14 protein-coding genes are annotated in these 12941 nt (G+C 70.5%); 7 read left to right on the top strand and 7 right to left on the bottom strand.

Features of this window, described 5'->3' with window-relative positions:
* Window positions 1-8 precede the first annotated feature (8 nt).
* On the bottom strand, window positions 9-809 hold the full coding sequence (locus tag ACZ4EG_RS29385; RefSeq protein WP_467792722.1) for a helix-turn-helix transcriptional regulator: 801 nt from the start codon (window positions 807-809) through the stop codon (window positions 9-11).
* Between the two features lie 550 nt (window positions 810-1359).
* Window positions 1360-1959, bottom strand: a complete 600-nt coding sequence (locus ACZ4EG_RS29380) for a TetR/AcrR family transcriptional regulator (RefSeq protein WP_453551262.1) — start codon at window positions 1957-1959, stop codon at window positions 1360-1362.
* Between the two features lie 219 nt (window positions 1960-2178).
* Between ACZ4EG_RS29380 and ACZ4EG_RS29375 the strand changes: the two genes are divergently transcribed.
* The 3 genes from ACZ4EG_RS29375 to ACZ4EG_RS29365 all read left to right on the top strand — a co-directional run bounded on the left by ACZ4EG_RS29375 (window position 2179) and on the right by ACZ4EG_RS29365 (window position 4575).
* Complete coding sequence (locus ACZ4EG_RS29375) at window positions 2179-2499, top strand: hypothetical protein (protein WP_390732493.1); 321 nt, start codon at window positions 2179-2181, stop codon at window positions 2497-2499.
* Between the two features lie 235 nt (window positions 2500-2734).
* Window positions 2735-3853 (top strand): sensor histidine kinase, encoded by a 1119-nt coding sequence (locus tag ACZ4EG_RS29370; RefSeq protein WP_467792721.1) that lies wholly within the window; start codon window positions 2735-2737, stop codon window positions 3851-3853.
* Window positions 3854-3870: 17 nt separating this feature from the next.
* Window positions 3871-4575, top strand: coding sequence for a response regulator (locus tag ACZ4EG_RS29365; RefSeq protein WP_467792796.1), 705 nt, complete (start codon window positions 3871-3873; stop codon window positions 4573-4575).
* A gap of 103 nt (window positions 4576-4678) precedes the next feature.
* Here the strand turns inward: ACZ4EG_RS29365 and ACZ4EG_RS29360 are convergent, their stop codons facing one another.
* The 4 genes from ACZ4EG_RS29360 to ACZ4EG_RS29345 form a co-directional block, all read right to left on the bottom strand.
* Window positions 4679-5653: a UbiA family prenyltransferase gene (locus tag ACZ4EG_RS29360; RefSeq protein WP_467792720.1), complete on the bottom strand. Its 975-nt coding sequence runs from the start codon at window positions 5651-5653 to the stop codon at window positions 4679-4681.
* A gap of 124 nt (window positions 5654-5777) precedes the next feature.
* The gene (locus ACZ4EG_RS29355) at window positions 5778-6359 is read right to left on the bottom strand and encodes a DUF2165 family protein (protein WP_390710169.1); all 582 of its coding nucleotides are present in this window, start codon (window positions 6357-6359) and stop codon (window positions 5778-5780) included.
* A gap of 189 nt (window positions 6360-6548) precedes the next feature.
* On the bottom strand, window positions 6549-7322 hold the full coding sequence (locus ACZ4EG_RS29350; protein WP_453551253.1) for an SDR family NAD(P)-dependent oxidoreductase: 774 nt from the start codon (window positions 7320-7322) through the stop codon (window positions 6549-6551).
* 50 nt (window positions 7323-7372) lie between these two features.
* Window positions 7373-8065, bottom strand: coding sequence for an MOSC domain-containing protein (locus ACZ4EG_RS29345; protein ID WP_467792719.1), 693 nt, complete (start codon window positions 8063-8065; stop codon window positions 7373-7375).
* Between the two features lie 80 nt (window positions 8066-8145).
* On the opposite strand from ACZ4EG_RS29345, the gene ACZ4EG_RS29340 reads away from it, so the two are divergent.
* Window positions 8146-9045: a LysR family transcriptional regulator gene (locus ACZ4EG_RS29340; protein ID WP_453551248.1), complete on the top strand. Its 900-nt coding sequence runs from the start codon at window positions 8146-8148 to the stop codon at window positions 9043-9045.
* A 63-nt stretch (window positions 9046-9108) separates the two neighbouring features.
* On the opposite strand, the gene ACZ4EG_RS29335 is transcribed toward ACZ4EG_RS29340, so the two are convergent.
* Window positions 9109-9438: a WhiB family transcriptional regulator gene (locus tag ACZ4EG_RS29335; protein ID WP_363293715.1), complete on the bottom strand. Its 330-nt coding sequence runs from the start codon at window positions 9436-9438 to the stop codon at window positions 9109-9111.
* Window positions 9439-9819: 381 nt separating this feature from the next.
* Here ACZ4EG_RS29335 and ACZ4EG_RS29330 point away from each other — a divergent pair, with 381 nt between their 5' ends.
* The 3 genes from ACZ4EG_RS29330 to guaB all read left to right on the top strand — a co-directional run bounded on the left by ACZ4EG_RS29330 (window position 9820) and on the right by guaB (window position 12936).
* Window positions 9820-10431 (top strand): response regulator transcription factor, encoded by a 612-nt coding sequence (locus ACZ4EG_RS29330; protein WP_003948568.1) that lies wholly within the window; start codon window positions 9820-9822, stop codon window positions 10429-10431.
* A 257-nt stretch (window positions 10432-10688) separates the two neighbouring features.
* Entirely contained in the window at window positions 10689-11276 is a 588-nt protein-coding gene (locus ACZ4EG_RS29325) for a sigma-70 family RNA polymerase sigma factor (RefSeq protein ID WP_453551245.1), read from the top strand.
* 154 nt (window positions 11277-11430) lie between these two features.
* Complete coding sequence (gene guaB, locus ACZ4EG_RS29320; protein ID WP_453551243.1) at window positions 11431-12936, top strand: IMP dehydrogenase; 1506 nt, start codon at window positions 11431-11433, stop codon at window positions 12934-12936.
* Window positions 12937-12941 lie beyond the last annotated feature (5 nt).

Genomic DNA, 12941 nt, shown 5'->3' with positions numbered 1-12941 from the left:
GGAGGGGCTTACCTGCCGTTCGTGAGGGAGGAGGCAACCACCTGGCCGGTGGCCGACGGGACGGGGCGGACATCGCCGTCCTGGGAGGAGCGGTGGGCGGGGCGGCCCGTGGGGTGCTGCGCCGCCGGGGCGCACAGGCCCTCGCGCAGGGCGCGGACCGTTGCCAGCGTGCGGTTGGGGCAGTTCAGCTTGGCGAGGATGCTGGCGACGAGTCGCTTCACCCCGTGCTCCGAGATGTGCAGCCGGCGGGCGATCTGCTTGTTGCTGAGGCCCTCGACGAGATGCCCGAGCGCCTCACGCTCCCGCGGTGTCAGCCGGGGCGGCGCCGGGACGGCCTGCGGCGCGCCGCGGCCGCGCCCCGCGAGCTGGAGCAGAAGGCGGGTGAGCGCGGCCGGTATGTGGACCTCGTCCTCGCCCATCGCGGTGAGCACCTTGTGCAGGTCCTCGATCTGAAGGCCGTCCGAGCAGAGCAGCGACGCGCCGGACAGGGACGCCACCCGGTCCAGGTCCACGGAGTCCAGGTCGGGCAGGAGCAGCAGCACGCGCACTCCGTAGGCGGCCACGCGGTGCAGTACGGAGTCGGGGTCCAGGTCCGTTGCCTCGGGGGCCACGATCAGCAGGTCGGTCGCCGGGTCACGCACGGCGTCCACGGCGGACGTGAGGTCGGCGAAGGGATGGCAGGCGGCGACCTCGCGGAGGGACCTCAGCATGCCTTCGAGTCCGTAGCGCTGCAGATCGTCGCGGATGGAGAGAACGATGTTCAAGGGCTGGGCGGCGACTGCCTCGAGAGCAGCGCGGTGCGGTGACATGGTGGCCTTACCTCCATGGGTCCTCTGGGTCCTCGGCGGTGCCCCCCGTGGGCCTTCCATGCCGCAGACGCTAGAGCCGCCGTGGCCCGCGCAGGGGGCCAGTGCCTCCAAGACGGGGGGCGGACGGACCGAAAGTGGTAGGGGGATGCCTCGGTCGCCTGATGTCCTGGGAGGAGAAGGACGCGGCCCGAGCCGAGCGGTGCCGTCGCAGGGGCGGCAAGGCCGGTGCCGGTCCGGACTCCTGTGCCCCGAGCACGGACGGGCCCGCCCGTGAGCAGTGCAACGGCAGCTCGGGCGCGGGGGCGTGGCGTGGCCGCCGGACGAAATCCAGCACGGGAAGCGCCGGACCGGTGCCCCAGCCTGGATGTGCGGGGAGGGGGAGGGCCTGGAGCCGTGCAGGGGCGGTGGCCCGGTGCCCGGCCACGGATCCCGGCCCGCGGCAGCCATCCGGTCGCGATGGCACGGTACGGCTTCCACCGCCATCCCGGCCTGCTACAGCAGTACGACGGTCCCGCCCCGGGCACGGGCCCCGCCCCGGATCCCCCCGGCGTCAGACCCCGGCGCGCGCCCCCGCGACGGCCCGTCTCGCGAACTCCACCACGTGCTCGCGCAGATCCACCTCGGGCGCGGCCGTGCCCAGGATCAGCCGGGCCATCTGCGGCACCGCGTGAGGCCATACGGCCAGGCCGATCAGGGTCAGCAGCACGGGAGCGACCTCGGCGGACGCCTCCTCGCCCAGGGCCCGGGGGAGCCCAAGGCTCTGCGCGAGCGCAGCGATCTTGTCCTCGTAATGACCGCGCCGGCTGTCCTCCCCCGGCAGCACGTCGTTGCGGTAGTGCAGGCCCTCCCACAGCAGAAGCCGCACGAGCACGGGGTTGTCACGGTGGAAGTCGTAGACCCGCCCCACGTACTCGGCCGGATCGTCCCCGCCCTGGAGCGGCACGGCCTCGGCGACCTCGTCGAGGGCGCGCGCCACGACCACGTCGAAGAGCTTCTGCTTGTTGCCGAAGTAGCCGTAGATGCGCTCCTTGTTGACCCCCGCGTTCGCGGCGATGCGGTCGACGCGCGCGCCGGCAATCCCGTGAGCTGCGAATTCTTCGGTGGCGGCGGCGAGCAGCCGCTCCTTGGTGTGGCCAGAGTCCCGTGTCATGGCTCCAGGCTAGGACGCCCCACCCCCAATAGCCAACCAACTAGCTGGTTGACATCCAACTGGTTGGTTGCTTTAGTTGTGGTGTCGCCGCGGGCAAGGCACCACAGCCCCGGCCCCAGGACTCAGCAACACCCCGCGCCAACCGGCTCCAGAGCCGGCAGAGCAATCCAGCGATCCAGAAGTTCAGCCGCGCAGACGCCGACCGGATTGGAATCCGTCATGACCACCGTCGCTTCCCGCCCCGCCGTCACCGCCGAGACCGCCACCGCCGCGACGGCCGCCGCTCCCCGGACTCCGGCGCGGGCCCAGGCCGCGTCCCCGGCGGCGCTGCCCTCCATCCACACCCGGTTCCTGTTCACCTGGCTGTCGGTCTTCGCGGCCCTCACCGTCGCGCAGCTTCTGATCGGCCCCTATGTCATGGGCCTCCCGGTGCTGCTGCGCAACCTGATCGTCACCGGTGTGGTCGTCCCGGCCGTGGTCTACGCCCTGCTCCCCACGCTCCTGAAGGTGCGCGCCGCGGTGCTCCGCCGCCGCTCGTAGCGTCCGCCCGGGCCAGAGCATTCGCGCCGGACCCGGCAAGCAGCCATCCCCCCGACAGGCCCGGCAGTCCCCCGCTGCCGGGCCTGTTTTCGTCGGCCATCCAGTTGTTTTTTCAAGTGAATTCCGAAGGGGCTCTTTTGCGCCACCTTCTGTGAAATCACTGCTGATTGGGCTTACTCTGCACCCGGATCGGACGCCGCGGGGGTGGCTCTGGGCCACGGGGGAGGAGAACGTCTTGGGCGAATTCATGGGCAGCCGTACCGACCGTCTCAGCGCCATTTCCGCGGGCCGCTTCAGGTCGTACGAGGACGCGGCCGTCGCCGCTTACGCGGCACGCCTGCGCGCCATCAGCAGTCCGCTCGTCGGCACCACCCAGGTGTGGCAACAGTGCGAGCTTCAGGCCCGTCGAATTTTCGCCGATTGCGCCGAGAGCCTCGCGCTCGGACGGACCACGGTCACGGACAGCCAGATCGCCGAAGTGGTCGACCTGGGCGGGATTCGCGTCCAGCAGAGCATCCACCTCACCCACTCGGTGCGCGCCGGTGTCATCCTCTTCGACGCGGTGCTCGAATACCTGCTCAGAAGCATCGAGGACGTCGGCGAGAACGACTCCGAGCGGGTCAACGGGTACACCGCCGCCGTCCGCGCCCTGCAGCAGGGCATCGGCCGCCGCCTCGAGGTCGGCTCGATCGCGTACGACTCCTTCATGCTCGGCCGGGTCCGTGAGGTGCACGAACAGGGCCACCGCAAACTGGCCCGCGAGATCCACGACCAGGTCGGCAACTCGCTGAGCCTGGCCATGCGCCAACTGGAGCTCTACGAGGTCGAGCTGAGCCGGCGGGGCGGCGACGTGCCCCCGACCGTACGGTCCGCCCAGGCGGCCATTCTGGAAACGCTGGCGCGGACCAGGGAACTCGTCACCGAACTGCGCCGTCCGTCCGTCTCCGGCTGCCTGGAGGAGGCGATCAGCCAGTTCGTGGCCTCGATGGGCGACTCCGTCGCCCCGGTCCGGGTGTGGGTGCGCGGCCTTGACGAATGGATTCCGCAGCCGGTGTCCGAGGAGCTGTTCATCATGGTCCGCGAATGCCTGCGCAATGCCTTCCGGCATGCGGAGGCGGGCAACATCGTGGTCCACATCGACATCGCTCCGCACGAGATCCAGACCGAGATCATCGACGACGGCCTCGGCTTCGACGTCGCGAAGACCCGCGCGGGCCGCCGCGCCAACGGGCTGACCGGACTGCAGGAGCGGGCCGACCTGGTGGACGGCACCCTGCACATCGACTCGGCACGCGGTCGCGGGACCCACGTCACCATCTGGATACCCATCAAGGAAGGCCACGGCGTCCGGTGAGCGACCACCACAGGCCCATGGCGGGCGGCGAACTCGGCGACACCGTCCGCATCCTCGTCGCGGACGACCACACCTTGCTGCGTGAAGCCCTGTGCGACCTGCTGCGCACCGAGCCCGGATTCCAGGTGGTGGCCCAGGCGGGCAACGGCGAGGACGCCGTCCGGCTCGCCGCCGAACACCGCCCCGACGTCGTCCTGCTCGACATCGAGATGCCCCGCAACGACCCGCCCATGACCGTCCGCAGACTCCTGGAGCGAGACCCCGGCCTGCGCATCATCGTGCTCAGCATGTACGACGGCCAGCAGCTGGTGCAGGAGCTGCTGCGGCTGGGGGTCAGCGGCTATCTGCACAAGAGCGCCGGCCGCGAGACGCTGGTCTCCGCCGTACGCGACGGCGAAGGCGGCAGCGGGCGCACGGTCACGGTGTCCGTCTCACCGGCGAGCCTGCGCCCCGAACCGGCCACGCCCGAGGGGATTCTCTCCGATCGCGAGGCCGAAGTCCTGGGCCTGGTCGCACAGGCCATGAGCAACCGTCAGATCGCCGTGCGGCTCGGGATCGCCGAGGGCACCATCAAGCGCCACATGCGCAACATCTTCGCCAAGCTCGACGCCGTCTCCCGTATCGACGCCGTCAACAAGGCGGTCGAACGCCGGCTGATCCCCGCACCGGGCCGCCTCCCCGCCGAACCCCGCTTCGGAGCGGGCCTGCGCCGCCGGTCCTGAGCGCGACGCGACGGCCCGGTGTGTCCGCGTCCCACGGGGATTCCGGGGAGACACGTGCACACCAGGCCGGAAGGCGGGCGAACCCGGGTCGAGCGGCACGGGCTTACGCCGCCGCCCAGCCGAGCGTCGCGAAGAGCGTCAGATGTGTCAGGTACTGCGTCACCATGAAGGCACGGTACGGAGTACGCCCCCTGGCCTCGTTCCCCCGGGTCGTACGGCACAGGACCGCGACCGCGACCGCACCGCAGAGCAGCACGCCGGCCGCCGGTCCCAGCAGCGCGGGACGGTGCGCGGCCACGGCCGCGAAGATCCCGGCCACCGCCAGCGCCCCGACGGCTCCGGTGAGCCGCGCCGTCCCGTCGCCCCAGGCGGTGACCGAGCTGCGCCGCCCGGCCGCCGTGTCGCCGGCGACGTGCGAGAAGTCCTTGGTGACCGCGCCCACCGCCGCCATCCAGAGCGACATCGCTGCCGCGACGGCGAGATCCGGTCCCGTGGGCAGCGTCCGCCCGGCGGCCGTCCACCCCGTGGCATAGGTCAGCAACCCCATCAGGAGCACCGAGCCGGAGGCTCCGGCAGCGGTCCGCTTCAGCTGGAACGGGGCCGCGGAGTAGGCGTATCCGAGCAGCAGGAACAGCAGGTCGTACGCGGTGAGCAGGGTGCTGCCGGTGGACAGCATCGCGATCACGGAACCGGCCGCGCACAGCCAGGTCCACACCGCCGCGATCCCGGGCGGCAGCTCTCCCCGGGCGATGGGCCGGCCCGTCTTGTTGACCAGGTCCTCGTGTACGTCACACACCCCGTTGATGCCGTACGTGAACAACGTCGCGAGCACCCAGCCGATCCCCGCCACGACCACGGGCGCCCCGAGACCGGAGAACCGTCCGTCGACCGCCAGGACCGCCCCGGCCAGAAACCGCATCAGAAAGATGAACTGGACGCTGGGGCGTGCTTCTTGGACGAAGAGCCGGAAGCAGAGACCCTTCCGGTGCCGGGTGATGCCGTGGGTGCCGGAAAGAGGAACGAGCTCCGTGCCGTCATGTATGAGCTGAGCGCTGAGTCGTGCGGTGTATACCCCCATGGCCAAGGACGGTAATGAACGCCGGACCGGGCACACATGCCCCATCGGCGGTCCTTCCGGTACTCCTTTTGGGGAAGAAGGAGTATCGGACGGACCGCCGACGGGGCGCCGGTCACCGGCTGGCTCACTGCTCCTGCTGCGCCCCGGTCACCGAGGGGAGATTGACCAGGAGCGCGGCCAGCAGACCGATGATCAGGCCGGTGAAGTGGACCTGCTGCGCGGCGCCGATGTAGATCCAGTAACCGAACCACATGCCGCCCGACAGGAAGAGCAGGAACAGGCCGATGAACGCGCCCAGCGCCAGGTTCGTGTGCCGTGTGGTGACGATGCCGGCGTGCAGGCCGCGGGCCCTGCGCACCTGCAGCACGGCGGCCCGGGCGAGCAGGGCGACCGTGAGGATCTCGTAGACGATGACGCCGATCAGGGTCGGTGTCGCCATCGAGTCCGGCAGCGCCCGCCACTGCAGGCCGTTGCCGCGCACCGGGTCGTGGAGCAGGTCGGTCATGGTCAGCATGCGGCTGATCAGTGCCCGGTTGGTGCCGAAGTCGTTCAGGTTGTTCAGCGTCACCAGCCCGAGCCACAGGGTGAGACCGCTGAGAAGGAAGGCGTTGAACGCGGCGAGGCGCGAGCGCACCGCGAGGTCGGAACGGCCCGCGGGCATGGTGGACGCGCCGCTGTGGGCCGTCCGGGCGGCAGTGAGCGCCATGGGAGTCTCCTCGAAGGTAGGGCGGGGCGGAGAACCCGGGCGCCTCACCAGTGGGCCGCCCGGTACGTCTGACGTTCAGCCTGCCGCCGCCTGCCCGGCCCCGACAGCTCCCTCTTCGACCTGCCCGTCCGGCCTCGCCGTCCGGCCTCGCACACGGCGGAGCCTGCTGCCGACGGCCTCCCGATCGGCCTACTGGGGCCCGTATTTGCGTCCCGTCTTCGAGGTGATCCCGCCGAGCAGCGCCCGGGGTGTCACCTTCACCAGACCCATCAGCGTCTTGTAGCGCGGGTCCGGGATGGACAGCGACTTCCCGCGCGCCAGATCGGCCAGCGCCGCCGCGACCAGCTTGTCCGCGTCCAGCCACATCCAGCCCGGGATGTTGTCCGTGCCCATGCCGGCCCGCTCGTGGAACTCCGTGCGCACAAAGCCGGGGCACAGCGCCATCAGCCGTACGCCGCTGCCCGCCAGGTCCCTCGCCGCGCCTTGTGTGAACTGCACGACCCACGCCTTGGACGCCCCGTACGTGCCCCGCGGGACGAACGCGGCCACCGACGCGACGTTCACCACCCCGCCGCGCCCGCGCTCGCGCATCGCCTCCGCCGCCGCCGAGGTCAGCCGCAGTACCGCCTCGCAGTGCACCTTGAGCATCCGCAGCTCGTCGGCCATCGACACATCGAGATAGCGGCCCTTGTTGCCGAAGCCCGCGTTGTTGACCAGCAGGTCGACCGGGTTCCTGCGGTCGGCCAGCCGCGCGGCGACCGTTTCGATGCCGGCGTCCTCGGCCAGGTCGGCCGTCAGCACCTCGGCCTCGATGCCGTGCCGGTCGTGCAGCTCGGTCGCCTGTTCGTGCAGCCGCTTGGTGTCCCGTGCCACCAGGACGAGGTTGTGCCCGTCGGCCGCCAGCCGCCGCGCGAACGCGGCACCGATCCCCGCGGTCGATCCCGTAATCAGAGCCGTTGTCATGGCCCAAGAGTAGTTACCCGGACGGACGGAGTCCGTGTCGTGACGGCGGCTCAGGGCTCATGCCGCGGCCCCTGCTTGCCGGGGTACTTCGCCACGTACCTCCGCGCTTCCTCAAGTGCCTCCGGATGCAGGGCCGTACCCGCGGCGAGCACGCGCGGCAGCAGCTCCCGCCGGGTGGTCTCCGCACGGAACTGCAGCGCCACCGTCACATCGTGGTCCGGCCGGTGCACGATCTCCACCCGGTCGCCCGCCCGGATCTCGCCCGGCTCGATCACCCGGAGGTAGGCACCCGGCGCACCCTTCTGCGTGAACCGCTTCACCCACCCCCGCTCGCCCAGATGGGCCTGGAAGGTGCGGCAGGGAATGCGTCCGCAGGTCACCTCCAGCACGAGGGCCGGGCCGATCCGCCAGCGCTCGCCGATCAGGGCGCCGGACACGTCCAGGCCCTCGGTCGTGAGGTTCTCCCCGAAGGCGCCGTTGGCGAGCGTGCGCCCCAGCTCCAGCTCCCAGTCGTCGAGGTCCTCGCGCGCGAACGCGTACACCGCCTGGTCGTTGCCGCCGTGGTGGCGCAGGTCGCACACCGAGTCCCCGGCCAGCCCGCTTCCGGCCGTGCCCTTGGGGCCGGGTGCCGTCACCCGCACCGGCCCGTCGACGGGCCGCTTGTCGATGCCGGTCAGGCCCTCGGGCTGGTCCGTGTACTCCACTGCCCGCGCGCGGCCCAGGTTCACCGAGAGAAGCCTCATGTCCCCACGGTAAGGGAGTGGGCCTCAAAGCGTCGACGCATTATCGGGCGACATGCCCAAGGGTGACTTATGATCGGAGGGTGATCGAGGCCCGTCATCTCCGCGTCCTGCGCGCCGTCGCCACCACCGGCTCCTTCTCGGCGGCGGGGCGTGAGCTCGGCTGCACCCAGCCCGCCGTCAGCCAGCAGATGAAGGCCCTGGAGGCCTCGGTCGGCACCCCGCTGCTGGTCCGCAGCGGCCGCGAGATGCGGCTGACCCAGGCGGGCGAGGCACTCGTCCGGCATGCCTCCGGGATCCTCGCCGGGCTCACGGCGGCCGAGGAGGAGGTCGCCGCGATCGCCGGCCTGCGCGCGGGCCGGGTGCGGCTGGTCTCCTTCCCCAGCGGCAGCTCCACCCTCGTCCCCACCGCCCTCGCCGCCCTGCGCGCCGCGCACCCCGGCACCCGGGTCTCCCTGGAGGAGGCCGAGCCCCCCAAGTCCGTGGAACTGCTGCGCGAGGGCGACTGCGACGTGGCGCTGGCCTTCCGGTACGAGGGCGCGGCGGGCGCCGAGGAGTGGGACGACCTCGTCGTACGGCCGCTGCTGACGGACCGGCTGGTCGGCCTGGTGCCCGAACGGCACCGCCTCGCGCGCGCGGAGTCCGTCGCGATCGGCGAACTCGCCGGGGAGCCCTGGATCGCCGGCTGTCCGCGCTGCCGCGGTCAGTTGGTGGAGGTCTGCGAGGGCGCGGGCTTCACGCCTCGTATCGACTTCGCCACCGACGACTACCCGGCGGTGGTCGGCCTGGTGGGCGCGGGTCTCGGCGTCGCCGTCCTGCCTCAGCTCGCGATCGAGTCCGTACGTCCCAGGGGCGCGCGCACGGTGGCGCTGGAACCGGCGGTGCGGCGGGAGATCGTCGCCCTCACGCTGCCCGATCTGGCCCAGGTGCCGGCGGTCGCGGCGACGCTGGAGCAGCTGGCGGGGGCGGCTCGCAGGCAGTGAAAAGCGGGCACGCGTACGCGTGCCCCGGTGCGGTGATGTGTCGCTCTATGAAAAAACGTTCCTTCAGTCGTGCGAGGCGGCGTCCCCGTTGGACGTGGAAGCCGACACCAGCCGGTTCCTTGCCCGCCCCATGAGCTCTTCGCGCTCGTCCTCGGTCAGGCCGCCCCACACGCCGTACGGCTCGCGCACGGCCAACGCGTGCGCCGCGCACTCCGCACGGACCGGGCACCTCATGCAGACCTCCTTCGCCGAGTTCTCTCGAGCGCTCCGAGCCGCCCCGCGCTCACCTTCCGGATGGAAGAAGAGCGAACTGTCGACCCCACGGCAGGCAGCCAGGAGCTGCCAGTCCCACAGGTCCGCGTTCGGTCCGGGAAGGCGGGAGAAATCTGCCATTACGTGACCCCTTGTAGCCGTTCTGGGCGGATACGGTGCCAACGACCGTACATCTCCGGTCTAAGGAGATGAAAATATGACTCATTGCGAATCTAGCCCTAGACACCGTGAAACGGGAAAAAAATGGGCTAAACGGGGCATAGGTTGTGATGAAAAGTTGAGGGTCTGTCGGGCATGTCTGCACCGTGTCCGCCCCCTCACGTAGAGTGCCGAAGATGGCAGGCAGCCCCGTAACTCTTTCGAGTGACCGTCGTTGAGAGTGCGGAGGCGGTTGAAAACACAAGAGCTCGGGCAGGCGTCCGAGACGGTCGACCGCACAGGTGACGATTCCGTACCAGCCTGGAGGCACAAGGTGACGCGCATCAGCTGCGGAGGGCGGCCATGACATCCGTCCTCGTCTGCGACGACTCCCCGCTTGCCCGAGAGGCGCTCCGCCGCGCGGTCGCGACCGTGCCCGGCGTCGAGCGCGTGACGACGGCGGCCAACGGCGAGGAAGTCCTCCGCCGCTGGGGCGCCGACCGCTCGGACCTGATTCTGATGGACGTACGCATGCCCGGACTGGGCGGCGTCGAGACCGTGCGCCGGCTGCTGTCCGCCGACCCCGGCGCGCGCATCATCATGCTCACCGTCGCCGAGGACCTCGACGGCGTGGCCCTCGCGGTGGCCGCCGGCGCCCGGGGCTATCTGCACAAGGACGCCTCACGCGCCGAACTGCGCGCCACGGTGACGCAGGCCCTCGCCGACCCGACCTGGCGGCTCGCGCCGCGCCGGCTGCGCTCGGCCGAGATGGGCGCCGCGCCCACCCTCACCGCGCGCGAGATCCAGGTGCTGGAGGGCATGAGCCACGGCCGCTCCAACGCCGAGATCGGCCGGGAGCTGTTCCTCTCCGAGGACACGGTGAAGACCCACGCCCGACGCCTGTTCAAGAAGCTCGGCGCCTCGGACCGTGCGCACGCGGTGGCGCTCGGTTTCCGGTGGGGACTGGTCCGGTAGGAGAGTGAACCGTAGCGGGGGTGCGGACGGTCCGGGTTTCCCCGCCTGCCGTGTGGCGGGCGGGGCCGACCGGGCGCCCGCTGCTCGTTTCGCCGCGGATGCCGCATCCTTGAGGTGTGGAGTCTCTCGGGGACGAGTCGTTCGAGCGGAAGGGGAGGGCGCAGGGGATGAGTTCCGGCGCACCTGCTCATAACGCTTCAGTGCACAACCACGGGCACGATGCGACGGACCGGACGGCCGCAAGGCACCATGGACCGATGCGCGACGACGAGGCGGGCACGGCCCACGGGGTGATCGGTGCCCTGGTGCGTCGCGCCGTCGACGGGGACGAGCAGGCCACGCACGACCTGCTCGCCCATGTCCACCCCTTGGCCCTGCGCTACTGCCGCACCCGGCTGTCCCGGCTTCCCGGCGACGCCCGGCACTTCGTCGAGGACCTCGCGCAGGAAGTCTGCGTCGCGGTCCTGCTCGCCCTGCCCCGCTACCGGGACACGGGCCGCCCCTTCGAGGCGTTCGTCTTCGCCATCGCCTCGCACAAGGTCGCCGACCTGCAGCGCGCCGCGATGCGCCACCCCGGTTCCACGGCCATTCCCTCGGACGAGATGCCGGAGCGCCCGGACGACTCCCTGGGTCCCGAGGAGCGCGCGCTGCTCAGCAGCGATGCCGAGTGGGCCAAGAAACTGCTGGCCAACCTTCCGGAGAACCAGCGCGAACTGCTGCTGCTGAGGATCGCCGTGGGGTTGACCGCGGAGGAGACGGGTCAGATGTTGGGAATGTCACCCGGAGCGGTACGGGTGGCCCAGCACCGGGCGCTGAGCAGACTGCGGGCGCTTGCCGAGCAGTAACCCCTGTGCAGTAAGCCCCTTCTTTGAACAGGCGGGCCGTCCGTTCCGTACGAATATACGAAGCCCGAAGTCACTCAGAACCGTGGAATGAGTGAGCCACGCTTCCCGTTAGCATGGACATCCGCACCGATCAAGGCCATTTGGGGAAGGTGTCATGACTGCCAACGTCGACGGAGTGCCCGGAAAATTCGCGACACTCGGGCTGACCTACGACGACGTGCTGCTGCTGCCGGGCCCGTCGGACATGGCACCCGACGAGATCGACACCGCCTCGTACGTCTCCAAGAACGTGCGGGTCAACATCCCGCTTCTGTCCGCCGCCATGGACAAGGTCACCGAGTCGCGCACGGCGATCGCGATGGCCCGCCAGGGCGGCGTCGGCGTACTGCACCGCAACTTGTCCATCGAGGACCAGGCCAACCAGGTCGACCTGGTGAAGCGCTCCGAGTCCGGGATGGTGGCCGACCCGATCACGGTGCACCCCGACGCCACGCTCGCCGAGGCCGACGCCCTGTGCGCCAAGTTCCGCATCAGCGGTGTCCCGGTGACGGACGGCAACAAGAAGCTCCTCGGCATCGTCACCAACCGTGACATGGCCTTCGAGTCGGACCGCAGCCAGAAGGTCCGCGACGTCATGACGCCGATGCCGCTGGTCACCGGCAAGGTCGGCATCTCCGGCGCCGAGGCCATCGAACTGCTGCGCAAGCACAAGATCGAGAAGCTGCCGCTGGTCGACGACGACGGCATCCTCAAGGGCCTGATCACGGTCAAGGACTTCGTCAAGGCCGAGCAGTACCCGAACGCCGCCAAGGACTCCGAGGGCCGCCTGCTGGTCGGCGCCGCGGTCGGTGTCGCCGGTGACTCCTTCGAGCGCGCCCAGGCCCTGATCGAGGTCGGCGTCGACTTCATCGTCGTCGACACCGCGCACGGCCACTCCCGCCTGGTCGGCGACATGATCGCCAAGATCAAGTCCAACTCCTCCGGCGTCGACGTCATCGGCGGCAACGTCGCCACCCGCGACGGCGCCCAGTCCCTGGTCGACGCGGGCGCCGACGGCATCAAGGTCGGCGTCGGCCCCGGCTCCATCTGCACGACCCGGGTCGTCGCCGGCATCGGCGTCCCACAGGTCACCGCGATCTACGAGGCGTCCCTCGCCGCCAAGGAGGCCGGTGTCCCGGTCATCGGCGACGGCGGTCTGCAGTACTCCGGCGACATCGCCAAGGCCCTGGTCGCGGGCGCCGACACGGTGATGCTGGGCTCGCTGCTCGCGGGCTGCGAGGAGTCGCCGGGCGAGCTGCTGTTCATCAACGGCAAGCAGTTCAAGTCGTACCGCGGCATGGGCTCGCTGGGCGCCATGCAGTCCCGTGGCGACCGCAAGTCGTTCTCCAAGGACCGCTACTTCCAGGAGGGCGTCGCCTCCGACGAGCAGCTGATCCCCGAGGGCATCGAGGGCCAGGTGCCCTACCGCGGCCCGCTGTCCTCCGTCGTCCACCAGCTGGTCGGCGGTCTGCGCCAGTCGATGTTCTACGTCGGCGGCAGGACCGTGCCGGAGCTGCAGACCAACGGCCGGTTCGTGCGGATCACCTCCGCGGGTCTGAAGGAGAGCCACCCGCACGACATCCAGATGACGGTCGAGGCGCCGAACTACACGCGGAAGTGACGCAC

The organism is Streptomyces sp. NPDC025638, assembly GCF_055558775.1.
Note: the sequence above shows the minus strand (reverse complement) of the source record. Positions and strands in the feature narration are given on the sequence as shown.

Bases quoted from the DNA above. Each gene is read 5' to 3' on its own strand.
- ACZ4EG_RS29325 (WP_453551245.1), top strand. From the start codon at position 10,689: ATGCGCGACGACGAGGCGGGCACGGCCCACGGGGTGATCGGTGCCCTG.
- ACZ4EG_RS29365 (WP_467792796.1), top strand. From the start codon at position 3,871: ATGGCGGGCGGCGAACTCGGCGACACCGTCCGCATCCTCGTCGCGGAC.
- ACZ4EG_RS29350 (WP_453551253.1), bottom strand. From the start codon at position 7,322: ATGACAACGGCTCTGATTACGGGATCGACCGCGGGGATCGGTGCCGCG.
- ACZ4EG_RS29330 (WP_003948568.1), top strand. From the start codon at position 9,820: ATGACATCCGTCCTCGTCTGCGACGACTCCCCGCTTGCCCGAGAGGCG.
- ACZ4EG_RS29355 (WP_390710169.1), bottom strand. From the start codon at position 6,359: ATGGCGCTCACTGCCGCCCGGACGGCCCACAGCGGCGCGTCCACCATG.
- ACZ4EG_RS29345 (WP_467792719.1), bottom strand. From the start codon at position 8,065: ATGAGGCTTCTCTCGGTGAACCTGGGCCGCGCGCGGGCAGTGGAGTAC.
- ACZ4EG_RS29375 (WP_390732493.1), top strand. From the start codon at position 2,179: ATGACCACCGTCGCTTCCCGCCCCGCCGTCACCGCCGAGACCGCCACC.
- ACZ4EG_RS29380 (WP_453551262.1), bottom strand. From the start codon at position 1,959: ATGACACGGGACTCTGGCCACACCAAGGAGCGGCTGCTCGCCGCCGCC.
- ACZ4EG_RS29385 (WP_467792722.1), bottom strand. From the start codon at position 809: ATGTCACCGCACCGCGCTGCTCTCGAGGCAGTCGCCGCCCAGCCCTTG.
- ACZ4EG_RS29360 (WP_467792720.1), bottom strand. From the start codon at position 5,653: ATGGGGGTATACACCGCACGACTCAGCGCTCAGCTCATACATGACGGC.
- ACZ4EG_RS29335 (WP_363293715.1), bottom strand. From the start codon at position 9,438: ATGGCAGATTTCTCCCGCCTTCCCGGACCGAACGCGGACCTGTGGGAC.
- guaB (WP_453551243.1), top strand. From the start codon at position 11,431: ATGACTGCCAACGTCGACGGAGTGCCCGGAAAATTCGCGACACTCGGG.